The 23,101-nt window shown below is 68.2% G+C and carries 31 protein-coding genes and 1 pseudogene; 4 read left to right on the top strand and 28 right to left on the bottom strand.

Translation table 11 applies throughout. The features are described 5' to 3' along the window. Position 1: 1 nt before the first annotated feature. The 16 genes from rpsK to secY form a co-directional block, all read right to left on the bottom strand. The gene (gene rpsK, locus CGZ93_RS05190) at positions 2–403 is read right to left on the bottom strand and encodes a 30S ribosomal protein S11 (protein ID WP_094363094.1); all 402 of its coding nucleotides are present in this window, start codon (positions 401–403) and stop codon (positions 2–4) included. Between the two features lie 28 nt (positions 404–431). Beyond that, on the bottom strand, positions 432–803 hold the full coding sequence (rpsM, locus tag CGZ93_RS05185; protein WP_094363179.1) for a 30S ribosomal protein S13: 372 nt from the start codon (positions 801–803) through the stop codon (positions 432–434). A 262-nt stretch (positions 804–1,065) separates the two neighbouring features. After that, positions 1,066–1,179 (bottom strand): 50S ribosomal protein L36, encoded by a 114-nt coding sequence (gene rpmJ, locus CGZ93_RS05180; protein ID WP_094363093.1) that lies wholly within the window; start codon positions 1,177–1,179, stop codon positions 1,066–1,068. An 88-nt stretch (positions 1,180–1,267) separates the two neighbouring features. Continuing rightward, positions 1,268–1,489 (bottom strand): translation initiation factor IF-1, encoded by a 222-nt coding sequence (infA, locus tag CGZ93_RS05175; RefSeq protein ID WP_094359779.1) that lies wholly within the window; start codon positions 1,487–1,489, stop codon positions 1,268–1,270. 756 nt (positions 1,490–2,245) lie between these two features. Further along, on the bottom strand, positions 2,246–2,677 hold the full coding sequence (locus tag CGZ93_RS05170; RefSeq protein WP_141211086.1) for a hypothetical protein: 432 nt from the start codon (positions 2,675–2,677) through the stop codon (positions 2,246–2,248). A 120-nt stretch (positions 2,678–2,797) separates the two neighbouring features. Further along, on the bottom strand, positions 2,798–5,413 hold the full coding sequence (locus CGZ93_RS05165; protein WP_141211085.1) for a glycosyltransferase family 87 protein: 2,616 nt from the start codon (positions 5,411–5,413) through the stop codon (positions 2,798–2,800). A 73-nt stretch (positions 5,414–5,486) separates the two neighbouring features. Continuing rightward, positions 5,487–6,362 (bottom strand): GTP-binding protein LepA, encoded by an 876-nt coding sequence (locus CGZ93_RS05160; RefSeq protein ID WP_094363090.1) that lies wholly within the window; start codon positions 6,360–6,362, stop codon positions 5,487–5,489. Between the two features lie 86 nt (positions 6,363–6,448). Continuing rightward, complete coding sequence (locus CGZ93_RS05155; protein WP_094363089.1) at positions 6,449–6,823, bottom strand: DUF1707 SHOCT-like domain-containing protein; 375 nt, start codon at positions 6,821–6,823, stop codon at positions 6,449–6,451. A gap of 213 nt (positions 6,824–7,036) precedes the next feature. Then, the gene (locus CGZ93_RS05150) at positions 7,037–7,729 is read right to left on the bottom strand and encodes an ABC transporter ATP-binding protein (protein ID WP_212753100.1); all 693 of its coding nucleotides are present in this window, start codon (positions 7,727–7,729) and stop codon (positions 7,037–7,039) included. After that, positions 7,719–8,510 (bottom strand): ABC transporter ATP-binding protein, encoded by a 792-nt coding sequence (locus CGZ93_RS05145; protein ID WP_094363088.1) that lies wholly within the window; start codon positions 8,508–8,510, stop codon positions 7,719–7,721. The genes CGZ93_RS05150 and CGZ93_RS05145 overlap by 11 nt, the downstream gene beginning before the upstream one ends. Continuing rightward, positions 8,507–9,517, bottom strand: a complete 1,011-nt coding sequence (locus CGZ93_RS05140; RefSeq protein WP_094363087.1) for a branched-chain amino acid ABC transporter permease — start codon at positions 9,515–9,517, stop codon at positions 8,507–8,509. The genes CGZ93_RS05145 and CGZ93_RS05140 overlap by 4 nt, the downstream gene beginning before the upstream one ends. Beyond that, entirely contained in the window at positions 9,517–10,398 is an 882-nt protein-coding gene (locus CGZ93_RS05135; RefSeq protein ID WP_094363086.1) for a branched-chain amino acid ABC transporter permease, read from the bottom strand. Before CGZ93_RS05135 ends, CGZ93_RS05140 begins: the two co-directional genes overlap by 1 nt. A 5-nt stretch (positions 10,399–10,403) precedes the next feature. Continuing rightward, complete coding sequence (locus CGZ93_RS05130; protein ID WP_171194967.1) at positions 10,404–11,606, bottom strand: ABC transporter substrate-binding protein; 1,203 nt, start codon at positions 11,604–11,606, stop codon at positions 10,404–10,406. Between the two features lie 256 nt (positions 11,607–11,862). Then, positions 11,863–12,708, bottom strand: a complete 846-nt coding sequence (gene map, locus CGZ93_RS05125; protein ID WP_407643928.1) for a type I methionyl aminopeptidase — start codon at positions 12,706–12,708, stop codon at positions 11,863–11,865. Next, positions 12,708–13,298, bottom strand: coding sequence for an adenylate kinase (locus CGZ93_RS05120; RefSeq protein ID WP_094363083.1), 591 nt, complete (start codon positions 13,296–13,298; stop codon positions 12,708–12,710). The genes map and CGZ93_RS05120 overlap by 1 nt, the downstream gene beginning before the upstream one ends. A gap of 13 nt (positions 13,299–13,311) precedes the next feature. Continuing rightward, a complete protein-coding gene (gene secY / locus CGZ93_RS05115) occupies positions 13,312–14,637 on the bottom strand; it encodes a preprotein translocase subunit SecY (protein WP_094363177.1) in 1,326 nt (441 codons plus the stop codon). Between the two features lie 173 nt (positions 14,638–14,810). Here secY and CGZ93_RS05110 point away from each other — a divergent pair, with 173 nt between their 5' ends. After that, complete coding sequence (locus CGZ93_RS05110; protein ID WP_094363082.1) at positions 14,811–15,812, top strand: endonuclease/exonuclease/phosphatase family protein; 1,002 nt, start codon at positions 14,811–14,813, stop codon at positions 15,810–15,812. Between the two features lie 182 nt (positions 15,813–15,994). Here CGZ93_RS05110 and rplO read toward each other — a convergent pair whose 3' ends face one another. The 11 genes from rplO to CGZ93_RS05055 form a co-directional block, all read right to left on the bottom strand. Next, entirely contained in the window at positions 15,995–16,435 is a 441-nt protein-coding gene (gene rplO / locus CGZ93_RS05105; protein WP_094363081.1) for a 50S ribosomal protein L15, read from the bottom strand. A 1-nt stretch (position 16,436) separates the two neighbouring features. Continuing rightward, on the bottom strand, positions 16,437–16,619 hold the full coding sequence (rpmD, locus tag CGZ93_RS05100; protein ID WP_094363080.1) for a 50S ribosomal protein L30: 183 nt from the start codon (positions 16,617–16,619) through the stop codon (positions 16,437–16,439). After that, the gene (gene rpsE / locus CGZ93_RS05095) at positions 16,619–17,248 is read right to left on the bottom strand and encodes a 30S ribosomal protein S5 (RefSeq protein WP_094363079.1); all 630 of its coding nucleotides are present in this window, start codon (positions 17,246–17,248) and stop codon (positions 16,619–16,621) included. Before rpsE ends, rpmD begins: the two co-directional genes overlap by 1 nt. Before the next feature lie 26 nt (positions 17,249–17,274). Continuing rightward, positions 17,275–17,658 carry a 50S ribosomal protein L18 gene (gene rplR / locus CGZ93_RS05090; RefSeq protein ID WP_094363078.1) on the bottom strand — a complete coding sequence of 128 codons (384 nt, stop codon included), beginning with the start codon at positions 17,656–17,658 and terminating at the stop codon, positions 17,275–17,277. 2 nt (positions 17,659–17,660) lie between these two features. After that, complete coding sequence (gene rplF / locus CGZ93_RS05085) at positions 17,661–18,203, bottom strand: 50S ribosomal protein L6 (protein ID WP_094363077.1); 543 nt, start codon at positions 18,201–18,203, stop codon at positions 17,661–17,663. 25 nt (positions 18,204–18,228) lie between these two features. Continuing rightward, complete coding sequence (gene rpsH, locus CGZ93_RS05080) at positions 18,229–18,636, bottom strand: 30S ribosomal protein S8 (RefSeq protein ID WP_094363076.1); 408 nt, start codon at positions 18,634–18,636, stop codon at positions 18,229–18,231. Positions 18,637–18,716: 80 nt separating this feature from the next. Further along, complete coding sequence (locus tag CGZ93_RS05075; protein WP_094359742.1) at positions 18,717–18,902, bottom strand: type Z 30S ribosomal protein S14; 186 nt, start codon at positions 18,900–18,902, stop codon at positions 18,717–18,719. A gap of 7 nt (positions 18,903–18,909) precedes the next feature. Continuing rightward, positions 18,910–19,536 (bottom strand): 50S ribosomal protein L5, encoded by a 627-nt coding sequence (rplE, locus tag CGZ93_RS05070; protein WP_094363075.1) that lies wholly within the window; start codon positions 19,534–19,536, stop codon positions 18,910–18,912. 1 nt (position 19,537) lies between these two features. Continuing rightward, entirely contained in the window at positions 19,538–19,909 is a 372-nt protein-coding gene (gene rplX, locus CGZ93_RS05065; protein WP_094363074.1) for a 50S ribosomal protein L24, read from the bottom strand. Between the two features lies 1 nt (position 19,910). Continuing rightward, on the bottom strand, positions 19,911–20,279 hold the full coding sequence (rplN, locus tag CGZ93_RS05060) for a 50S ribosomal protein L14 (protein WP_094363073.1): 369 nt from the start codon (positions 20,277–20,279) through the stop codon (positions 19,911–19,913). A gap of 280 nt (positions 20,280–20,559) precedes the next feature. Then, positions 20,560–21,480 (bottom strand): hypothetical protein, encoded by a 921-nt coding sequence (locus CGZ93_RS05055; RefSeq protein WP_094363072.1) that lies wholly within the window; start codon positions 21,478–21,480, stop codon positions 20,560–20,562. Positions 21,481–21,758: 278 nt separating this feature from the next. Between CGZ93_RS05055 and CGZ93_RS05050 the strand changes: the two genes are divergently transcribed. The 3 genes and pseudogenes from CGZ93_RS05050 to CGZ93_RS19290 all read left to right on the top strand — a co-directional run. Then, on the top strand, positions 21,759–22,079 hold the full coding sequence (locus tag CGZ93_RS05050) for a hypothetical protein (RefSeq protein WP_094363071.1): 321 nt from the start codon (positions 21,759–21,761) through the stop codon (positions 22,077–22,079). A gap of 210 nt (positions 22,080–22,289) precedes the next feature. Beyond that, complete coding sequence (locus CGZ93_RS05045; protein WP_094363070.1) at positions 22,290–22,694, top strand: sensor histidine kinase; 405 nt, start codon at positions 22,290–22,292, stop codon at positions 22,692–22,694. After that, positions 22,691–22,966: pseudogene (locus CGZ93_RS19290) on the top strand (response regulator); the annotation flags it as partial. The gene CGZ93_RS05045 and the pseudogene CGZ93_RS19290, both read left to right, overlap by 4 nt. Positions 22,967–22,986: 20 nt before the next feature. Here CGZ93_RS19290 and CGZ93_RS19285 read toward each other — a convergent pair. Beyond that, a partial coding sequence (locus CGZ93_RS19285; protein WP_141211006.1) for an integrase core domain-containing protein occupies positions 22,987–23,101 on the bottom strand: 115 nt, incomplete at its 5' end.

Below are 23,101 nucleotides of genomic sequence, written 5' to 3'. Positions count from 1 at the left end.
CTCAGACGCGACGGCGCTTGGGCGGACGGCAGCCGTTGTGCGGCACGGGGGTGACATCGGAGATGGCACCGACCTCGAGGCCGATCGCGCCGAGCGAGCGGATGGCGGTCTCACGGCCGGAGCCGGGACCCTTGACGAACACGTCGACCTTCTTCATGCCGTGATCCATGGCACGACGGCCAGCGGCCTCGGCGGCCATCTGGGCGGCGAAGGGGGTCGACTTGCGCGAGCCCTTGAAGCCGACGGTGCCGGCGGAGGCCCATGCGATCACGTGACCGGTCGGGTCGGTGATCGAGATGATCGTGTTGTTGAACGTCGACTTGATGTGGGCCTGTCCGGCCACGACGTTCTTCTTCTCCTTGCGGCGCACCTTCTTGGCGGCGCCGCGTCCTGCGGTAGCCATATCTGTTCAGATCTCCCTGTGCGTCCGGTTACTTCTTCTTCTTGCCGGCAACGGCCTTGCGCTTGCCCTTGCGCTGACGCGCGTTGGTACGCGTGCGCTGGCCGTGCACAGGAAGCCCGGCGCGGTGACGACGGCCCTGGTAGGAGCCGATCTCGATCTTGCGGCGGATGTCGGCAGCGACCTCACGACGGAGGTCACCCTCGGTCTGGTAGTTCGCTTCGATGTGGTCACGCAGCGCGACGAGCTGGTCATCGGTCAGGTCGCGGACGCGGGTGTCGCCACTGATCCCCGTGGCGTCGAGGGTCTCCAGCGCGCGGGTGCGTCCCACGCCGAAGATGTAGGTGAGTGCGACCTCGAGGCGCTTCTCGCGCGGCAGGTCGACCCCGATGAGGCGTGCCATCTCAGCAGTTCCCTTCGGATCCGGTTCGTGGCGTCGGTTCCACTCGACGGTGTTCCACGATCCGCGGAGGTGTCTGACGTGCTGCATCCGGAGAGTTCTCCGGGCCCGGCCTCCGACCGGACGTGAGCCCCGGTTGCGCTGCTCGACGGAGCAGTGTGGCCGGGATTGGCTAGCACGTTTGTTGTTATTGAGTTGTCAAGGGTGCTCTGCGGGCCGTCCGCCCCCAGCGCGAGCGCGAACCTGTCGGTCCGACGCCAGATGCTCAGCCCTGGCGCTGCTTGTGCCGCGGGTTGTCGCAGATCACCATCACGCGACCGTGCCGGCGAATCACCTTGCACTTGTCGCACATCTTCTTGACGCTCGGCTTGACCTTCATCGCGAGCTTCCTTCGTGGTTGTGGGCGCGCCCGCAGGGGCGTACCTGTGATGGGTGATTGACCGACCCGAGGGTCGGCCGGACTGTGGTCACTTGTGCCGGTAGACGATGCGGCCGCGGTTGAGGTCGTAGGCGGAGATCTCCACGACCACACGGTCGCTGGGGAGGATGCGGATGTAGTGCTGCCGCATCTTGCCACTGATCTGGGCGAGCACCTTGTGTCCGTTGGCCAACTCAACGCGGAACATCGCGTTGGGCAGGGCCTCGACCACGGTGCCCTCCATCTCGAGGAAACCCTCTTTCTTCGACATGTACTCTCAATCTGTCCGGGAATGTTGGACGAATCGCACGACCGATCACCCGGCACGGGTGACCGACGTGCAATACTACGCCACCTCTGGGCGGTACCCCAAATCGCGGCGATCGGCCCGGAAGCGGAAACGTTCGGTACGCGGCGGCGAGTGCCTGCGCCGGCCTGACCCTATCGTTGGGGAATGCGTTTCATTGCGGCCGGGCCGAGTTCCCCACAGCACGTGGCGGCCCTGACCCAGGCGGCGGGGGCGGCCCTGCCCGAGGACTACCTGCGTTGGTTGGCTGAGGTCGGAGGGGCCGATCTGCAAAGTCGCCGATGAGCTGGGACCGGACGCCCTCGGGGTGCTGACGCCGCTCGCCGGCAGCTGGGACCATTTCTGGGCACTCACCCTGGCCACCCCTCCGTTCGAGGAGACCGTCCCTGGATAAAGGAACCGCGCTCAAAGGGTTCGTGAAGCCGTTGCTGGATCCGCTGCTGCGCTCGGTCGATGACGTCGCGGGGGCCGGCGCCACGAAGGGGGCCAAGGAGGCCGCAGAACAGGGGACGAAGAGGGGCGGCAAGGAGGCTGGCGAAGCCGCGGCGAAGAGGGGCGGCCCCCGATCAACTCCAAGCACGCGGGCAAGGAGTTCCCGCTGGCCGACGAGTATCCCGAGTTGGCCAAGCAGTATCCGGAGGGGGTGCGGTTCTCACCGGAGGGTTACCCTCAGTTTGGGCGATATGCGATCCACGAGGTGGAGATTCCCGGCTGAATCGCTCAGTCCTCCTGGCGGGCCAGTTCGGTGATGCCCGACTGAGCGGCCTCTGCCCTCTCCCAGAACCGGGCGGCGGTCTCGTCGTCGCCCCGCCGCTCCACGCACTGGGCGATCCTGGCCAGGGTCACCGGCTGCTCACCGCCCGGGCACCGCAGCGCGAACCGGAAGGCCAGTTCAGCCATCGCGTGGTCACCGAGCCAGGAGAGGGACTCGCCGATGCCGCCGTAGATGGTCGCGGACCACGCCCACTCCCGAGTCGGCTCGGGAAGCAGGTCCCACACCCGCTCCCACACCCGCAGCGCCCCGAGGTGGTCCTCTCGATCGTCCAGAGCCGCCGCCTCGTCGAAGACCGTCTGCAGTTGCGCGAGCACGCCGTCGTCGAGCTGCTCGGGCGGTCGCCGGCCAGACGTCGCATTGGGGTTCGGGAGCCGCACCTGGGGTCGTTCCCGCAGGCTCCGATAGCGCCGCAGCACGTCGGGGTGTTCGTCGAAGTCGAAGAAGTAACCGTTCAGCGGGGTGGCGCGATCGATCGCCTAGCAGCGCGGTCGGTCGGGTCAGGAGGTCGCGGAGCCGGTCGTCCGCGGACGTCCGGTGGCACCGGTTGCCGGCTCCGACTCCGACTCCGCCCCCTCGGCGTCTGCGGTCGACCCGTCCGCGGACCCGGCGACCTCCGGGCGTACGCCGTTCACCAGGCGCACCGCCTGTCGGCCGGTCCACCAGGCCGCCAGCACGGCGATCGTGGTGAGGAACGGCATCCCGCCGGCGATCAGTCGCTGCCAGGTGACCCACTCCCCCTCGCCGCCGTCTCCGCCGGGCACGTGCAGCTGGAACTGGACGGCGCAGAAGACCAGCGCCAGCCCGAAGATCAGCATCAGGTCGTCCCCGAAGCGCAGCCGCGGCGAGAAGGATTCGGCGCGACGGTCCACCCCGGGCGTACCGAGGCCCGCGAGCTGGCTGCCGAAGACGATCAGCAGCGGGACCAGCCAGGTGTAGTAGTAGTTCCAGGCGAGCGGGGAGAAGAAGATCGTGGCGATCCCGATCAGGCTCAGCGCCAACCACTCCTGCCCGGCCCGGTGCCAGCGCACCGCCCCCCACACCGCGAGCAGGCCGACCATCATCGACAGCGCCGTGAGCACGGTCTTCAGGGTGTCGTCATAGCCCAGGAACCGCTGCAGCGCGCTGACCAGGGAGACGTAGTGGACCAGCGGCCCGACGACCTTCTCATTGATCCGCCCCTCCAGCAGCATGGTGGTGAAGGTCCAGGTCTGACCGGGCAGCACGATCAGCCCGATCAGGGTGCAGGCGGCCGTTGTGATCAGCGCGGTGATGGCGGCCCGGAAGCGCTTGGTCAGCACCAGATAGACGACGAAGAGCAGCGGGATGATCTTGATCGCAGCCAGGATGCCGGTGATCACGCCGGTGGGCAGGATCCGATCCCGATCCAGCCTGGCCAACCCCAGCCGGCGGAACGGGATGATCCGGCGCAGCAGTCCGGAACCGGGGGCCAGGTCGAGGAAGATCAGCGCCACCATCAGGCCCTGGATGTTGCCCATCTGGATGTCGTTGGAGAGCACGCTGAACAGCAGCAGTCCCGCGGCCAGCACCATCGGGGCGCGCCAGCCGTGCAGCCCGGAGCGGTGCAGCAGGTGGCTCAGCGCCCACACCTTGGCTGCAGTGAAGGCGGCCTTGCTGAGCACCAGGGCGTACGCCGCCGGGAGCGCCAGCAGCGCCGCGAACGGTGGGTAGAGGAACGGCCAGGCGGGCTTGCCGTCGATGATCTGGATCTCGTAGATGCTGTTGCCGTGCACCAGCGCCCGGGCCGCGCGATAATAGACCATGAAGTCGGGCATGTAGCCGTACCAGGGGATCAACCGGGAGCCCGGTCGGCTGGGGTCGGGTTCGAAGAAGAAGGTTCCGGTCAGCCAGATCACGATCGCCAGCGGCAGACCGAACATCACCAAGCGGGTCCACCAGACGGTGAAGGTGCGCCCCTCCGCCGGAACCGGACCGCGGCGGGCGCGCAGTTCGAGCACCAGGTGGTGCAGTCCCCACAGCGCCAGGGTCGCCATCAGCAGAAGCCCGAGCAGGCTCTGCAGCATGCTGGCCTCCTTGGAGGTGGGCAGCAGCGGGCGGGCGAGCAGGAAGGCGGGGGCGACGATCGCGATCAGCCAGATCGTCATGCTGAGCGTGCGCCCGAACAGCCGCTGGCCGCGCTGGAACGCCAGCACGATCAGCGGGAACAGCAGCACCTGCTCGGTCGGAAAGGTGAGCACCGGGGCGGCCGCCGCGACGGTGCAGCACAGGGCGGTCCACCAGCGGCCCCGTCGCAGCGCGAGGGCAGCGGCCACCACTCCCCCGGCCGCGAACACCGCGACCAGCGCGATCAGCAGCAGACCCGGCAGGCCGAAGGGGTGCAGCAGGCTGATCAGCGGCTGCTCGTTGCTCGCCCAGTTGCCGCGATAGAAGCGACGGAAATAGATGATGGTCCAGAACCGGAGGGTGTCCCGGGGGGCCATCGCGGCGGCGATCAGGGTGAGCAGCAGCCAGGTGCCCACGGCGATCACGGCGGTACGCCAGCGCCGGGCGAGCACCAGCACCGCGGGGAAGACCAGCAGCACCGGGTGGATGGCAGCCCCGATTCCGGCCAGCGCGGCGAACCACCAGCAGGAGCGGTCGCGTTCGAACTCGCGGATCCAACCGAGGAAGAGCAGCATCGCCAGCGCCGGCATCACGTCGCCGTAGCTGATGGTGATCCGGAAGATGTTCAGGGTCAGCAGGAACCCGGTGATCAGCCCGCTGGCCCACGGCGCCAGGCCCAGGCGGCGGACCAGCAGCCACAGGGCGAGGCCGGTGATGAACGCCATCACGAAGCCGGTGATCTCGGGCGGGACCACCAGCAGCGGGATCGACAGCAGCGCCTTGACCGGCGAGAACGCGTACCCGAAGGCGAAGACGGTCCTGTCGTGCAGCAGCCGCTCGGCGATCGCCTGCATGCCCTGCCACTGCGGGAACGGCGGCGAGGTGAACTCCTCGAACCAGCCCTGGTGGGCGGCGTACACGCAGCCGAGGGCGACGAAGCACAGCCCCAACAGCTCGGACAACCAGCGGGGGAAGTCTCGGCCTACGACGAGTACGCCCACGCGGGTGGCGCCACCGGACCGAGATTTCACCGCCCCATCATGGCACCGGGTGTCAGTGGATGCGACCACCGCGACCGGGCCCTGTCGCAACACAACTGCGCCCTCAGGCGGCGATGGCCTGTTCCCGCTGCCGGTGCAGATCCAGGCTCTCCCGCAGCGCGCGCAGCACGTACGGCGGGAAATCCAGCCCCTGCTGGTCGGCCCAGAGCAGGCGCGCCTCGAGCCGACCGATCTCCCGGGCGTACCCCTCCAGGTCGCGGGTGATGCCGAGCCGCTCCATCACCCCGCCCATGTCGGCGGTGTAGCGCTTCTGGCCGTTGGTGCCGACCAGCCCGTAGGAGAGCGAGCGGAGCTGGCGGGCCAGCCACAGCTGCCACTGCCTGAGCCGGCCGGACTGCACCATCTCGGTGGAGCTCATCTGATAGAAGGCGAAGTGCCCGGGCTCCTGCTGCTTGATCGGTGCGATCACCGTCTTGGCGATGGCGTCCTCGCCCAGGTCGAGCATCGCCTTGTTCAGGGTGTTGTACGCCAGGACGGCCTGCCGCTCGGTACTGGCCCCGGTCAGGTAGTACAGGAAGCGGGTGACCTCGCCGATCACCGGCAGGTGCGAGATGGCGCCGAGGAGCTTCATCGACAGCTCCAGCTCGAGCTCGGGCTCGGAGGGTTCGAGGCCGATGTCCTGGCCGAGCTGGTCGATGATCAGGCCGTGCTGAATCTCCTGCGGCTGCCAGACGTCCTCGTAGAAGAAGCGGTCCAGCTCGCGGGTGTGCGGCAGCAGGGTGAGCAGTTCCAGCACGTTGCGGTCGACCTCGAGCTCGACCCGGGCGAGATATTTGATCACGTGGCCGTAGCGTTCCCGGACGACTACGGGTCGGCGTACCTCGCGGTCGACGGACTCCAGCCGGACCGGCGGGTGCAGGTCCTGCAGTCGCTGCACATGATCATGGATCTTCTGTGCGGTGATCAGGTCCTTGGGCACGGTCGAATACTACCAAGTAGCCACGTTTGCCCGCAGGGCGGTTCGGCCGTGCGGAACGCCAGGTCGACGCGTGGACGACCGCGTGGTCAGAGCAGGAGCAGCACGAGCAGGATCGCCAGCAGTGCCATCGCGCCGACCACCCCGCCGACGAGGGCCAGGGTCAGCTTCGTGCTCGGGCCGCGGGCCTCGGCCAACTCGCCGGGGCGGCCGCTGGGGGTCTGCTGGACGATCGCCGGGGCGTTGTGCGTCGGGGGCTTGCCGAGCACCTCGACGGCGTTGGCCAGGTCGCCGAGCCGCTGGGCGGAGAAGATCTCATCGAGCAGGGAGTCGTAGGTCTCCTGGTCGATCCGCCCTTCGGTGAACGCCTGGTTCAACTGCGTGGACAGCTGCGAGCGCTCCTGCTCGGACACCGGCTCGTTGGGAGTGCTGCGGTACTTGGAGGAGATCGGCAGATTGCTCACTCCCCTATTTTATCGGCTCGCGCCCGCGCTATGACCCCGCTCTTCGGCCCAGTCGTCGAAATCCACGCGACGGCCCCGATTCGGGCACGATTTGCGACGCGGGATTTCTCCTTGATGGGCCTGCATTGCGGGGACGCGCTTGCCGACGCTCGCCGATTCTCCAGATCGGCTCGCACCAGCGCGCTGCGCGCGAGACGAGCAAGGTACGCCCGGTCAGCCGACGCCGAGGAGGGTGTGGGCGCGGTCGCCGTCGGAGCGGAACTCCTGGACCGAACCGGCGTACACGATCTCGCCCTTCTGCATCACCAGCACGCGTTCGGCGACGTTGAAGGCCAGGCGGAGGTCCTGTTCGACGAGCAGCACGGCGACGCCGGTGCGGGTCAGTTGGCCGAGCACCTCGCCGACCTGGCTGACCACGGCCGGGGCCAGGCCGTCGGAGGGCTCGTCGAGCAGCAGCAGGCGTGGGTTGCCGACCAGCGCGCGGCCGATCGCCAGCATCTCCTGCTCACCGCCGGAGAGCTGCGAGCCGAGGTTGTTGCGGCGCTCGGCCAGCCGCGGCATCAGCTCCATCACCGACTTCGGGGTCCACTCCCCCTTGCGGGCGGAGATCTCCAGGTGCTCCTCCACCGTCAGCGAGGAGAACACCCGACGCCCCTGCGGCACGATGCACACCCCGGCCCGCGCCATCGCGTGCGGCAGCCTGCGGGCCAGGTCGGTGCCGTTGACCAGCACCTTGCCCGAGCTCGGCCGGACCAGCCCCATGATCGACTCGATCAGGGTGGTCTTGCCGACGCCGTTGCGGCCCAGGATGGCCACCGATTCACCGGCGTCCACCGACAGGCTCACCCCGTTGAGCACCCGCGAGCCGTCATAGCCCGCGACCAGGTCCTCGACCTCAAGCAACATGGTCGCCTCCAGAGAAGAACAGCGGCTCCGCGCCCTCGCGCTCACCGAGATAGGCCACCTTGACGTCCTCGTTCTCCCGGACCTCGGACGGGGTGCCGTGGGCGATCAGCCGGCCGGCGGCCAGCACGCTGACCGACTTCGCGAGCCGAAAGACCAGGTCGAGGTCGTGCTCGACGATCAGCACCGTGACCTCCGCCGGCAGCGATTCGATCAGTTCCATGAACCGGTGCGTCTCGGCCGCGGACATGCCGGCCGCCGGCTCGTCGAAGAGCACCATCGTCGGGTCGCAGGCGAGCACCAGCCCGACCTCGAGCTGGCGCCGCTCACCGTGGGAGAGGTTGCCGGCGTACTCGTTGGCCCGGTCGGCCAGGCCGACCCGGGAGAGCACCTCCAGCGTCCGCTCCCGGATCCGCCGGTCGCCGCCCCGGCTGGGGAAGAACCGCCACGGCGTACCGTGCACCCCCTCCACCGCCAGGGCCACGTTGTCCAGCACGCTCATCCCGAGGAACAGCGCCGAATGCTGGAAGGTGCGGACCAGACCGGAGCGGGCGCGGGTGGACTCGTTGTGGTGGGTGATGTCCTCGCCGTTGAAGGTGATCCGGCCCGCGGTCGCCTTCTGGGCGCCGCCGATCACCGAGAACAGCGTCGACTTTCCGGCACCGTTGGGCCCGATCAGCGCGTGCCGGGCCCCGGCCGGGACCGACAGCGTCACGTCGTCGACGGCCTTCAGCGAGCCGTAGTGCAGGCTGATGCCCTCGAGCTCGAGCAGCGGCTGGCTCATGTCGGGTCCCCCTCTCCGGCGACCTTGGGGGCAGGCGTACGCCGTCGCACCAGCCCGGCGATCCCCCTGGGCAGCGCGAAGACCGCGATCACGAAGAGCAGACCGAGGATCAGATAGGTACGCCCGTCGGCCATCGGGCCGATGTAGTCGCGGACGAACATCACGATCGCCGCCCCGATGATCGGACCCCAGATGGTGCCCTGACCGCCGAGGATCGCCGCCAGCAGCGCGATCGCGGACAACGAGAACGCCATGTCGCCCGGTGAGACGAAGCGGGTCTGTGCGGTCCAGGCGGTGCCGGCCATCCCGGCCAGCGACCCGGCGAAGGTGAACGCGACCAGCTTCACCACATAGGTGCGCCGACCGATCGCCCGCATCCGGCCCTCACCGTCGCGTACACCGCGCATCGAGCGACCCATCGGGGAACGCACCAGCAGCACCGACAGGCCGATCCCGATCAGGAACACGACCAGCACCCAGAAATAGACCAGACCGGGCAGCCGGATCGGGTCGCCGCCGGGGAGGAAGGTGAACGCTGGGATTCCCGAGAGGCCGTTGGAGCCGCCGGTCAGGTCCTTGGCGGCGTCCGCCTGCTTGTGCGCCAGTTCGGTGATGGCCAGGGTGACCATCAGGAACACGAAGCCGGTGGTGCGCACGGCCACCGCCCCGGTGACCAGGGCCATCACCGCCGCCACCAGAGTGCCGGCGATCAGCTGGATGAACACGTTGGTGGTGAGGTGGATGCCGACCAATCCGGCGGTGTACGCCCCGGCCCCGAAGTAGGCGACCTGCCCCAGGGTGGGCAGCCCGGTGTAGCCGGTGAGCAGGTCCACACTGACCACGACCAGCGCGAAGCAGAGGATCTTGGAGAGCACCTGCACCGGATAGGGGGCCAGCCAGAACGGCACCGAGATCAGCACGATGAGGCCGACCAGCAGGAGCACTGGTCCGAGCCACACCGGTCGCCGCCGACGTTGCGTGTCGGGGGCCGTGGTTGCGGTGGCCATCAGTGTCCTCCTCCGTGCTTGTTGGGCAGCAGACCGGCCGGCTTGAGCAGCAGCACCAGCGCCATCACCGCGAACATCAGGAAGGAGGCATAGCTGGCCAGCAGCGACACGCCCACGGTCTGCACCTGACCGACCAGCAGCGCACCGACCGCGGCCCCCTTGAAGGAACCGAGGCCGCCGATCACGACGATCACCAGGGCGTACAACAGCACCAGGTCGTCGTTGCCGGGCTGGGCGCCCAGCAGCGGGGCGGCGATCAGGCCGCCGACCGCCGCCAGTGCCGCGCCGCCGCCGAACACCCCGGCCAGCACCAGCCGGGTGCGGATGCCGATCGCCTCGACCATGGCCCGGTCGGCCACGGTCGCGCGGATCACCGCACCGATCCGGGTCTTCTCCAGCAGCACCCACAGCACCACGCCGACGCCCAGGCCGATCAGCACCATCACCAGCCGATAGACCGGGTAGGGCGCCCCGAGGATGGTCACCTCGCCGTCCAGGAAGGGCGGCGGCGGGACCGACTTCACGTCGGCTCCGAAGACGATGTGCAGCACGTCGGCGACGATCATCGACACGCCCAGGGTGAGCATCGCCTGCCTGAGGTGGTCGGTGAGCGACTGGGTGAGCACCGCCAGCAGGATGCCGGCCAGCAGGCCGATCACCGCCGCGACCAGGATGGCCACGAGCGACATCGGCCCGCTGGGGCGTCCGGACAGCAGCGCCACGCCGACGTAGGCGCCGATCAGCGACACCGAGCCGTGCGCGAGGTTGAGCACGTCCATGGTGCCGAACACCAGGGACAGGCCGATGGCCACGATGAACAGCACCGCGCCGAGCGCGAGGCCGTTCACCGCGGTCACGGCATAGCCGGAGATCAGGTCCATCGCCGTCAGGAGAGCTTGACCGAGCCGGTCACGGAGTTGACGTACTTGCCGTCCTTCATGACCACCTTGCGCAGGTAGTACGTCTGGTCCGGATCGTGCTTGGAGTCGAACTTCCAGCTGCCGCGTGGGCTGTCGATCTCGCCGATCCCGCCGAGCGCCTTGCCGATCGCCTCGCCCGAGGTGCCCTCGGCCTTGGCCAGCGCCTTGTCCAGCGCGGCCGCGGAGTCGTAGGCCTGGACCGAGTAGGAGGTCGGGACGGCGCCCCCGTAGGCCTCGCCGTAGGCCTTGACGAACTCCTTGTTCTTGGGGGTATCGATCTGGTCGGAGTAGTGGAGCGAGGTCTCCAGCCCGTCGGCCGCGGCACCCTGGGCCTCCAACACCGAACCCTCCGTGAGGTCACCGGTGGAGATCAGCTTGATGCCGTCGTTGCCCATGAACTGCTTGTACTGCTTGACGAAGTTCACGGCCTCGGCACCGGCGTAGAAAACGAACACGGCCTTGGCGCCGGAGGCGCGCACCTTGTTCAGGTAGGGCTGCCAGTCGGTCGTGGTGCCGAAGGGGGTGTAGTCCTCACCGGCGATCTTGCCGCCCTCCTTGGTGAACACCTCCTTGAAGCCGGCCAGGTGCTCCTTGCCGGCGGCATAGTCGGCGGCCATCAGATAGACCGAGCCGTCGCCCAGATCCTGCTTGGCCTTCTTGCCGTACGCCCGGGCGGTGTCACCGTTGGTGAAGCTGGCCCGCCAGATGTAGTCGGAGACGGGGGTGGTCAGGCTGTCCGAGCCGGCGTTGGCGACCACGAGCGGCACCTTGGACTCGACGAAGGTCTTCTTCAGGCCGGCGGCGGTCGCGGAGTTCACGATGCCGACCACGGCCGAGACCTGGTCCTGGGTGATCAGCTTCTCGGTCGCGGGTACGCCGGTCTGCGGGCCGGAGCCCTCGTCGGTCTCGATGAGCTGGACGTCCTTGCCGCCGAGCTTGTTGCCGTGCTGCTTCAGATAGAGCTTGAAGCCCTGCTCCATGTCCTTGCCCAGCGAGGCGTACACACCCGACTTCGGCACCGACAGGCCGATCTTCACCGGGCCTGAGGAGCTGCCGCCGCCGCTGGTGCCGCCGCCGAGGCTGCCTCCGCCGCACGCGCTGAGCAACAGGACGCCGGCCATCACCGGCACGGCCAGTCCTCGGCGCAATCGAGCAGCAAAAGTCTTCATGTTGGAGTCCCTCCCCGGTCCCAGACCCTCCACGTCGAGGGCCGTCATCCGAGTCGACACGTTCGGGCCACCCCCCGTCAATGGAACTTGTATAACGGTTCTGGCTCGATCGTCTTCAGGGCGTCACAAGGCATTTCGGCACCCTTGGGCGCCCCGGGCAAGTGCCCAGTCCTGACCCAGGGTGTTCGCCAGTGACGACGGGATTAAGGTACGCCGCCGACGGGCGCCGAGGGCGCCCGCTGGGGCGTACGGAAAATCAGTCGGAGAGGGGGCCGAACGGCACACCGAGCTCACCCAGCAGCTGCTCGCCGCCGTCCTCGGCGGTGAGCACCCACAACCCCTGCCGGGTGACGGTGATGGTGTGCTCCCAGTGCGCGGCGACCTGACCGTCGCGGGTGACCACGGTCCACCCGTCGCCGAGCGTGTCGCTGTCCGGGTCACCGAGGGTGAGCATGGGCTCGATGGCCAGCGCCATCCCCGGGACGATCCGGGGGCTGCGGCCGTGGTGGCGATAGTTGGGGACGTCCGGCGGCTGGTGCATGGCCGAGCCGATGCCGTGGCCGACATATTCGGTGACGATGCCGAAGCCCTCGGGCTGGTCCTCGACGTGGTCGTCGATCGCGGCACCGATGTCGCTGACCCGGCCCCCCAGCCGGGCGGCCGCGATCCCCCGCCACAGCGCCTGCCGGGTGACCTCGCTGAGCCGCTGGTGCTCCGGGTTCGCCTCGCCGACGAGGATCGTGCGGGCCGAGTCGCCGTGCCAGCCGTCGACGATGGCTCCGCAGTCGATCGAGACCACGTCGCCGGGGTGCAGCACCCGCTGGCCGGGGATGCCGTGCACGACCTCCTCGTTCACCGAGATGCAGACCACCCCGGGAAAGCCGCCCGAGCCGTCGGCGTCGGCGCCATAGCCGAGGAAGGAGGGGATCGCGCCGGCGGACTCGATCACCCCGGCGGCGAGGGCGTCCAGCTCACCGGTGGTGATGCCGGGGCGTACCTCGGAACAGGTCGCCGACAGCGCGCGGGCGACGACCAGCCCGGCCCGGCGCATCAGCTTCAGCTGCTCCGGGGTCTTCAGCTCGATTCCGCGGCTGGCGAAGATCACTCGCTGTTGAGGTGCGCCTCGAGCGCGTCGGTGATCCGTTCGGACACCTCGTCGATGCTGCCCAGCCCGTCGACGGTGACCAGCAGTCCCCGCTCGGCATAGGTCTGCAGCAGGTCGGCGGTCTGCTCGACGTAGACCTGCTGACGCTTGCGGATGGTCTCCTCGTTGTCGTCGTCACGCCCGTCGACCTTGGCGCGCTTCAGCAGGCGCTCGACGAGCTGCTCCTGGTCGGCCTCCAGCGAGATCACCGCGTCCAGGCTGTGCCCATCCTTGGCGAGGATCTCGTCCAGCGCGGTCACCTGGCCCTGGGTACGCGGGTAGCCGTCGAGCAGGAAGCCGTTTGCGGCGTCCGGCTCGGCCAGCCGCTCGGCGACGATCCTGTTGGTGATCTCATCCGACACGTAGCCGCCGGAGCTCATGATCTCCTTGACCTGCAGCGCCAGCTCGGAGGCGGTCGCCTCATCGGCCTTCGAGATCCCCCGGAAGATGTCGCCGGTGGAGATGGCCGGGATGGAGTACGCCTCGGCGACCCCCCTGGCCTGGGTGCCCTTGCCCGCACCGGGCGGGCCCATGATGAGCAGTCTCATTGACGGTCCTTCCTTACCTGAGGAATCCCTCGTAGTTGCGCTGCTGGAGCTTCGACTCGATCTGCTTCACGGTGTCGAGGCCGACCCCGACGATGATCAGCAGCGAGGTTCCGCCGAAGGGGAAGTTCTGGTTGGCCTGGAACAGGATGAACGCGATCGACGGCAGCAGCGAGATCAGGCCCAGATAGAGCGAGCCGGGCAGGGTCAGCCGCGACAGCACGAAGCCCAGGTATTTCTCGGTGGGTTTGCCGGCGCGGATGCCGGGGATGAAGCCGCCGTACTTCTTCATGTTGTCGGCGACCTCGACCGGGTCGAAGGTGATCGCGACGTAGAAGTAGGTGAAGCCGACGATCAGCAGGAAGAAGACCGCCATGTAGATCGGGTGATCGCCCTTGACGAAGTTGGCGGCGATCCACTGCGAGGCCGGATCCTCGGGCCGGAACTGCGAATAGAGCGTCGGGATGTAGAGCATGGAGGAGGCGAAGATGACCGGGATCACGCCAGCCTGGTTGACCTTCAACGGGATGTAGGTGGTGGTGCCGCCGAACATCCGGCGCCCGACCATCCGTTTGGCGTACTGCACCGGGATCCGGCGCTGGCCGAGCTCCATGAAGATGACGCCGGCCATCACCAGCAGGCCGACCACCATGACCAGGATGAACGGCACCCAGCCCTTGGCCTGCTTGATCCCCCACATGGCGGTCGGGAAGGTGGCGGCGATCTGGGTGAAGATCAGCAGCGACATGCCGTTGCCGATGCCGCGCTCGGTGATCAGCTCGCCGAGCCACATCACCAGCCCGGTGCCGGCGGTCATGATGAGCACCATCATGGCCAGGATCACGTAGTCCTCGGCGACCGGGGACATCGAGAAGTCCGGGCTAAGGCGTACCACTCCGGAACAGCCGGGGAACAGCCGGTCGTTGGCGGCCAGGGTGACGAAGGCGGTGGAGTTGAGGATCGCCAGGACCAAGGTGAGATAGCGGGTGTACTGGGTGATCTTGTTCTGTCCCGAGGCGCCCTCCTTCTTCAACGCCTCGAGCCGGGGCACCACGACGGTGAGCAGCTGCAGGATGATGCTGGCGGTGATGTAGGGCATGATGCCCAGCGCGAAGATGGCCAGCTGCAGCAGCGCACCACCGGAGAACAGGTTGATCAGCGAGTACAACCCGGCCTGGGCGCCGGTCTCGGCCGCCTTGCGGCAGACGTCGACCTGCTGCACGTTCACGTACGGCACCGGGACTGTGGAGCCGATCCGGAAGACCACCAGAATCAGCAGCGTGAACAGCATCTTCCGGCGAAGATCCGGCGTCTTGAACGCGTTGGCGAAGGCGGAAAGCACCGAGCCCTCTTCCTGTTGATCGATCGTGGGCATGCCGAGGCACGATCACCTGCTGGCAACCGTGGCAGCCTACCAAGCAGAGTGGCGATACCTGAAAACTTCACTCCGATCGGGGAACCTTCCACCGGCCGAGGTTCGGCGTACGCTCCCCCGCCGACCTAACGTCGCCGGGCATGAGGAAGTCCACGAAACGAACCCTTGTCGTCACCGGCGTCCTGGCCACCGTCGCCGTCGGCGGAGCGAGTCTCGACGCCCAGGCCGGAGTCCGGCTGGCCAGCACCAAAGGAGCAGCGGCGGCATCGGCGGGCACCACATCCAGCCCGCAGGCCACGCCGACCCAGTCGCCAGGGAGCGGCTCCGACGCCTCATTGCGGGTACTCACCTACAACATCAAACAGGGCCAGATCGGGCGTGAGGCCGGCAAGGGGTGTGCGGGGGCGATGTCGCAGATCGCCAAGGTGATCAAGTCGACCGACGCCCGGGTCGCCGCGCTGCAGGAGGTCGACTATGGGGTCGACCGCAGCTGCGATCACGTCCAGACCGACGAACTGCTCGCGCGTCTGGGGTGGTCCTACGCCTGCAAGGGACCGGCAACCCCGCACCAGGGCGGCAGGATGGGCAACGCGGTGATCTCGGCCCACCCGATCACCAGTTGCCAGAACCGTGCGCTCCCGGTGCCCGCGGATGAGGAGCCGCGCGGCGCCGCGGTGGCCACCATCACCACACCCGGCGGACAGAGCGTCACTGTCGCTTCCACCCACCTGACGGTCGGCGATGAGCACGCCGCGCTCCGCGGGCGTCAGGCGACCTCCCTGGCCTTGATGCTGGGCAGCACGAACGGCCCGGCCATCGCGGCCGGAGATTTCAACGCCACAGCCAGCGAGAAGGGCACGATGTCCCCACTGAAGAAGGCAGGTTTCACCGACTCGCTGCCGGCGCTGGGCGAGAACCGCGGTACCTGCGGCACGGCGCAGATCGATCACCTCTTCGCCCGCGGCGCAACCCCGACGTCTGGGTCCATCATCAGCAGCGCCACGGCCTCCGACCACGTGCCGGCCTTCGTGGACTTCCAACTCCCCACTTCCTCGAAGACGATGTCCTCCAGCCCCACAGCCACCTCGCCCACAGGCGCGAGCACCACCGGCTCCGGGGGGCGCGCGATGAACGCCCGCTGACGTCGGCCGCTCGTGACCGGACCGGCAGTCTCCGAAAACCGCGCTTCGCAAGCCCAGTGGGACTGGGTTCCGCGAGGCCGGGAATCCGACACTGCCGGTCCGACTACGTGGCAGATCAAACGCCGCGAGGGCGGCCCCGGAGAGTCCGGGGCCGCCCTCGCGGCGTACAGGTCAGGTCGGGCTCAGAGCTCGGTGGCCGAGCCGCCCGCCTTCTCGATCTTCTCCTTGGCGCTGGCCGAGAACTTGTCGGCGGTCACCTTGACCGCGACGGAGAGCTCGCCGTTGCCGAGCACCTTGACCGGGTGGCCGGCGCGCACCGCGCCCTTGGCGACCAGGTCAGCGACCTCGACGGTGCCGCCCTCGGGGAACAGGTCCCCGAGCTTGGCGACGTTGACGGTCTGGTACTCGACCCGGAACGGGTTCTTGAAGCCGCGCAGCTTCGGCACCCGCATGTGCAGCGGCATCTGACCACCCTCGAAGTTCTCGGGGGTGTTCTTGCGTGCGCCGGTGCCCTTGGTGCCACGGCCGGCGGTCTTGCCCTTGGAGCCCTCGCCGCGACCCACGCGGGTCTTGGCGGTCTTGGCGCCCGGGGCGGGGCGAAGGTGATGGACCTTCAGTGCCATGTCAGTCGACCTCCTCGACACGGATCAGGTGGGTCACGGTGTTCAGCATCCCACGGATCTCGGGACGGTCCTCCTTGACGGCGACGTCCCCGATGCGCTTCAACCCGATGGTACGCAGGGTGTCGCGCTGGTTCTGCTTGCAGCCGATCTCGGAGCGGGTCTGGGTGACCTTGAGACGTGCCATCAGTGCGCACCCCCCTCGGCCTCGGGCTTGGCCTTGGCGGCCTTCAGCAGGGCGGCCGGGGCGACGTCCTCGACCGGCTTGCTGCGCCGACGGGCCACCTCCTCGGGCTGCTCCAGCATCTGCAGGGCGGCCACCGTGGCGTGCACCACGTTGATCGCGTTGGCCGAGCCCAGGGACTTGGCCAGCACGTCGTGGATGCCCGCGCACTCCAGCACCGCGCGGCAGGAGCCGCCGGCGATCACACCGGTACCCGGGGAGGCCGGGCGCAGCATGACCACGCCGGCCGCCTTCTCACCCTGGACCGGGTGCGGGATGGTGCCCTGGATCCGCGGCACGGTGAAGAAGTGCTTCTTTGCCTCCTCGACACCCTTGGCGATCGCCGCGGGCACCTCCTTGGCCTTGCCGTAGCCCACACCGACCATGCCTTCGCCGTCACCGACGACGACCAGGGCGGTGAAGCTGAAGCGTCGACCACCCTTCACGACCTTGGCGACGCGGTTGATCGCAACCACGCGCTCCAGGTACATGCTCTTCTCTTCGCGCTGCTGGCCACCACGACGGTCGTCACGGCCGCGACGCTCGCCCCGCTGTCCCCCGCGCTGGGAGGACTGGGTAGCAGTCTGGCTCATCGCTTTCTCCTTGTCTTCCGTCGTTCTCAGAAGTCCAGGCCGCCTTCGCGAGCGCCGTCAGCCAGCGCCGCGATGCGACCGTGATACTTGTTGCCAGCGCGGTCGAAGACCACGCGTTCGATGCCGGCGGCCCTGGCCCGCTCCGCGAGCAGCCCGCCGACCTTCTTGGCCTTCTCCGACTTGTCGGACTCGGCCCCACGCAGGTCGGCCTCCATGGTGGAGGCGGAGACCAGGGTCTTGCCGACGGTGTCGTCGATCACCTGCGCGAAGACGTGCTTCGCCGAACGGGACACGACCAGTCGGGGACGCTCGGTGGCGCCGAAGACCTTCTTGCGGCCGCGCACCTGGCGACGGGTCCGCGAGGCAGCCTTGGCCGACATGCCCTTGTTGTTGGACAACGAGATGCCCATGGTCACTTACCAGCCTTTCCGACCTTGCGGCGTACCTGCTCGCCGGCGTAACGCACACCCTTGCCCTTGTAGGGCTCGGGCTTGCGGATCTTGCGGATGTTTGCGGCGACCTCGCCCACGGCCTGCTTGTCGATCCCCAGGACGGTGAACTTGGTCGGGCCCTCGACGGTGAACGAGATCCCCTCGGGAGCGTTCACCACGACCGGGTGGGAAAAGCCGAGGTTGAACTCGAGCTGCTGTGGGCCCTTGCTGATCACGCGGTAACCGACGCCGACGATCTCGAGCTTCTTCTCGTAGCCCTGGGTCACGCCGGTGACCATGTTGGACACCAGGGTCCGGGTCAGGCCGTGCAGCGAACGCGACTCGCGCTCGTCGTTGGGGCGAGCGACCTCGATCTGGCCGTCGTCGTTGCGGGTGATGGTGATGGGCTGCGGGACGGTGTGGTTCAGGGTGCCCTTGGGACCCTTCACCTCCACCAGCTGACCGTCAAGGGTGACATCGACACCGGACGGGATCGCGATCGGCAGCCTGCCAATGCGGGACATGTGTCTCTCCTCTCGTCTTCAGTCGTCACCAGACGTAGGCGAGGACTTCCCCACCCACGCTCTTGGAATTGGCATCTCGGTCGGTCAGCAGACCCTGCGAGGTCGAAATGATCGCGATGCCCAGGCCACCGAGGACCTTGGGCAGGGCGTTCGACTTGGCGTACACGCGCAGACCCGGCTTGCTGATGCGGCGTACGCCGGCGATCGAGCGCTCACGGTTCTGCCCGTACTTCAGGGTGATCTTCAGGGTGCGGCCCACTTCGCCCTCGTTGGGGTCGGCGACCTCGAAGTCGGAGATGTAGCCCTCGGACTTGAGGATTTCGGCGATGCCCACCTTGATCTTGGAGTGCGGCATCGAGGTCTCGTCGTGGTACGCCTGGTTGGCGTTGCGCAGACGCGTCAGCATGTCTGCGATCGGGTCAGTCATGGTCATGGCTTGCGGCCTCTTTCTCGCAACGGTTTCCGCTGGGGACCTGCTGCGGGTCGAGTTGATTCAGGAGTAGGTCGGGTCGGTCACCAGGACGACTTGGTCACGCCGGGCAGCTCACCGCGGTGGGCGAGCTCACGCAGGCACACACGGCAGAGGCCGAACTTGCGGAACACGGCCTTGGGCCGGCCGCAACGCTGGCAACGGGTGTACGCCCGGACGCCGAACTTGGGCTTGCGGGACTGCTTGACCTTCAGTGCTGTCTTGGCCATGGGTCACTCACTTCTTCCTGCGCTGGTAGGCCGGGCCCTTGGCCTTGGCCCTGGCCGGCTTCGGGTTGTCGTTGAACGGGAACCCGAGCTGCTTCAGCAGGGCCCGCCCCTCGTCGTCGTTGGTGGCGGTGGTCACGAAGGTGATGTCCATGCCCCGGACGCGGTCGATCCGGTCCTGGTCGATCTCGTGGAACATGACCTGCTCGGTGAGGCCGAAGGTGTAGTTGCCCTGGCCGTCGAACTGCCACTGGTTCAGGCCGCGGAAGTCGCGGATCCGCGGCAGCGCCAGGCTGAGCAGCCGGTCGGCGAACTCCCACATCCGGTCGCCCCGCAGGGTGACGTGGCAGCCAATGGCCTGACCCTCGCGCAGCTTGAACTGGGCGATGGACTTGCGGGCCTTGGTGACCGACGGCTTCTGGCCGGTGATCGCGGTGAGGTCCTTGATCGCCCCGTCGATGACCTTGGAGTCACGGGCGGCGTCGCCGACACCCATGTTCACCACGATCTTGACCAGGCCGGGGACCTGCATCACGTTGGCATACTTGAACTGCTCGAGCAGCGCCGGCTTGATCTCGCTGCGGTAGCGCTGCTGCAGCCGCGGCATCTCGCGGGTAGCGGTTGCGGTCTCAGTCATCTCAGATCTCCTCCCCCGTGCGCCGCGCGATGCGAACGCTGCGGAAGGCCTTGTACTCGGTGCCGTCGGGACGGCGCTTGGTCACTTCCTCGCGCTTGAAGCCGACACGGGTGACGACCTCCTTGCCGCCGTCCTTGACCACCAGCTGGACGTTGGAGGCGTGGATCGGGGCCTCGCGGCTGATGATCCCGCCCTCGGTCTTGCCGGTGGCGGTCGGGGTCTCGCGGACGTGGCGCTTGACGATGTTCACGCCCTGGACGATGACGCGGTTGCGCTCGACGTCGACGGCGATGATCTCGCCGACGGTGCCCTTGTCCTTGCCGGTGATGACCTTGACGCGGTCACCCTTCTTCACGTGCAGATTCCCTGCCATCTCAGATCACCTCCGGGGCCAGCGAGACGATGCGCATGAACTTCTTCTCGCGCAGCTCACGGCCGACCGGGCCGAAGATGCGGGTTCCGCGCGGCTCGCCGTCGGCCCTGAGGATGACGGCGGCGTTCTCGTCGAACTTGATGTAGGAACCGTCGGCGCGACGGCGCTCCTTCACGGTGCGGACGACGACCGCCTTGACGACGTCACCCTTCTTGACGTTGCCGCCGGGGATCGCGTCCTTGACAGTGGCGACGATGGTGTCCCCAATGCCGGCGTAACGTCGACCCGAGCCACCGAGAACGCGGATGCAGAGGATCTCCTTGGCACCCGTGTTGTCGGCGACCTTGAGTCGCGACTCCTGCTGGATCATCTATTTCTCCTGTTTGTCGCACCGGTTCCCGGTCGGCGCACAGCGCACGACAAGCCGGATTGCCTGAAGAGCGTTGAACGACATCCGGGCCTGGTGGGACGGACATGTGTCGATCGCTCAGGAAAGGTCCCCTACGGCACCGGTCCAGCTTCGCTGGCGGTGTTGATCCAAGGGCTCAGTCCTGAACAACCGTGCAAGCGTACCCCATCGGCCTCGAGGAAACGAAATCGTCAGGCGGCGGAGAGGCCGTGACGGACGCGCGCGACCGCCGCCCCGCGGATCACTGCCCGGGGCGTGCGTTGCGCAGGTACCGCTGCACCTGACGGACCACGGGCGTGGGGTCCTGCTTTCGCACCACCCCGCCCACGGTCACCGTTACCGACACCTCGCCGTCCAACTCGCCGTTCTCGGGGTCGTCCCGCATGAGGTAGGGGCGGCCGGCATAGGGGTCGTAGCGGTCGGCGGCACCCTCGGGGTAGACCCACTCCCCGCCCCCGTGCCGCCTCAGGGTCTCACCGAGGTAGCGGCAGGCCCCGAGGAACGCCTCGTCCGGCGGTATGCCGTCGTGGAGCGTGTCCGGGTCGGTGGTCCCGAACGCCTCCAGCACCCATGGGCCCAACAGCTCCAAGGATGCCACGCTCCCATCCCACCGCTCAGCCGGAGCGGCCGGGCCGGACCGCCACGCCTCGATCCCCGCCTCCATCGTCGCCAGCCACTGCCCAAGACGCGAGGCGGGATCCACCTCGCGTCGCCGCCGGGTCGAGGCCGCGGAAATCTGCGCACCCGCCCCCGGCACCGCCGCTCGATGCATGTCGTGCAACGTCACCAGGGCGTCCGAGTCGGGGTGCCGCACCACGTTCTCCAGCACCCCCCGCACGTCGATCGGGTCATCCTCCGACACCCCCGGCACGTCGAGCACCAGGTACGGACGACCCCGGAAGATCCATCGCCCCCCGATCTGCCGGATCAACGTCTCGCCCACATATCGGATCGCCCCGTCGACGAAGCCGACCTCGCTGCCATCGGTCACCTGTTCGGGGCTCGTCAACCAGTCGCGCACCACGTCCTGCAACTCCACCAACGCGTCGCGCGTGTAGTGCTTCGCCGACCACTCCTGCGGCAGACCGGCCATCCTGAACCCCGTCAGTTTGGCGTCCATGTCCTCCAGCCACGTCTCGAAGAGCTCGAAGGACGGCGGCACCGACTCAGCCCGCCCAGCCGAGCCCCGTGACGACCGATCGTCTGCACCCCGGAGTTTCCTCCACCGACTCACCGCCTACCCCCTCGCTGCTGTCCTGCCGACCACTCTACGAGGGTTGCCCGACAAGCGGCGGACGGCCTCGGGTCCTGGGGAAGCCCGACCCACCCCTGACCGAGCAGCGTCGGCCCGATCTCCACCCAGAACTCCACCCGCGGGCGGTTCAGGGTGTCCGGGTCGCGGCGGGAGGCTGATGGTGTCGAACCGAGAAAGGACTCGAAATGCTCACCGTCACCTCGCTGTACTACCTGCTTCTGATCCTGGCCGTGGTCGCCCTGATCTGTTACCGCCAGCTCACCTGGCGGCGTACCGGATTCGGTCAGTTCCGGCTCCCGATGATCCTCGCCGGGTTGGGGATCGCGGCGACCGCCCAGGGCATGCTGGCCGTTGGAACGCTCCCCCTGCTTGCCTGGGCCGGGATCGGCGTCGAACTCGCCACCGGGGTCGCCTTCGGGGTGGTGATGGGTCGGCTGACCGCGATCCGGACCAGGCCGGATGGGGTCACCGAATCCCGTGGCGGCGCGGCCTGTGGGTCGGCCTGATCGCCGTCCGTGCGGGCGAAACGCTGCTCGCCCACCAACTGGTCGGCGACCAGTTGACCTCCCTGTTCGGGTTGATCCTGGTCATGGTGGCGATGAATCGGGCGACCGCCGCGCTGGTCGTCGCGCAGCGGCCGCTGGGAGCAGGCCGAGGACAAGATCTCCAGTGCTCGCAGGCTGACCGCCGACGGGCTGGCCGAGTCGCGGAGGGCCGTGGCGGCGTTGCGCGCGCCGACCGGATTCGGCGAGTCAATGGCCGAGCTGGTCCGGGTGCACCGGGACTCCGGCGGGACCGTGCAGTTGGAGGTCACGGGCGCGCCGCGATCCCTGCCCGAGCAGGCCGACCAGGCAGCCCGCCGGGTGGTGCAGGAACTGCTCACCAACGCCCGCAAGCACGCCCCGGATCAGCCGGTGGACCTGGAGGTGTCCTGGTCCACCGGTTCGCTGACCATCTCGGCGACCAACCCGCTCGGTCCCGAGCGCGGTTATGCCGGGGGCCTGGGCCAGGGGCTGCGCGGGATCGGCGAGCGCTGCCGGGCCCTGGGCGGGCGGCTGAGTGCCGGGCGTACCCCCGATGATGAGTTCACGGTGACCTGCTCCCTACCGCTGGAGGCATGATGCGTGTTGTGGTGGCCGACGACCAGGCGTTGGTGCGGGAGGGCATCGTGGCGGTGCTCTCGCTGACCCCCGGGATCGAGGTGGTCGGCCAGGCCGGCGACGGTGCGGAGGCGGTACGCCTGGTGCACCAGACGACCCCCGACGTGGTGCTGATGGATCTGCGGATGCCCCGGGTGGACGGAGTGGCCGCCACCCAGCAGATCCTGCAGCGGCATCCGACGACCCGGATCCTGGTGCTGACCACCTATGCCGACGACGCCTCGATCAAACGGGCGCTAGCTGTACCCGGCCATCAGGTTGGTAGCCGGCTGATCGGTGGTTTGCCTCCGAGTGCGCTGTGGCATCGTTCAGTGTTGTAGTGCTCGAGCCAAGGGGCAAGTGCGGCGGCACGTTCGGTGTTGCTGGTG

It is taken from the genome of Enemella dayhoffiae (assembly GCF_002250625.1).
GTDB classification, from domain to species: domain Bacteria; phylum Actinomycetota; class Actinomycetes; order Propionibacteriales; family Propionibacteriaceae; genus Enemella; species Enemella dayhoffiae.
Note: the sequence above shows the minus strand (reverse complement) of the source record. Positions and strands in the feature narration are given on the sequence as shown.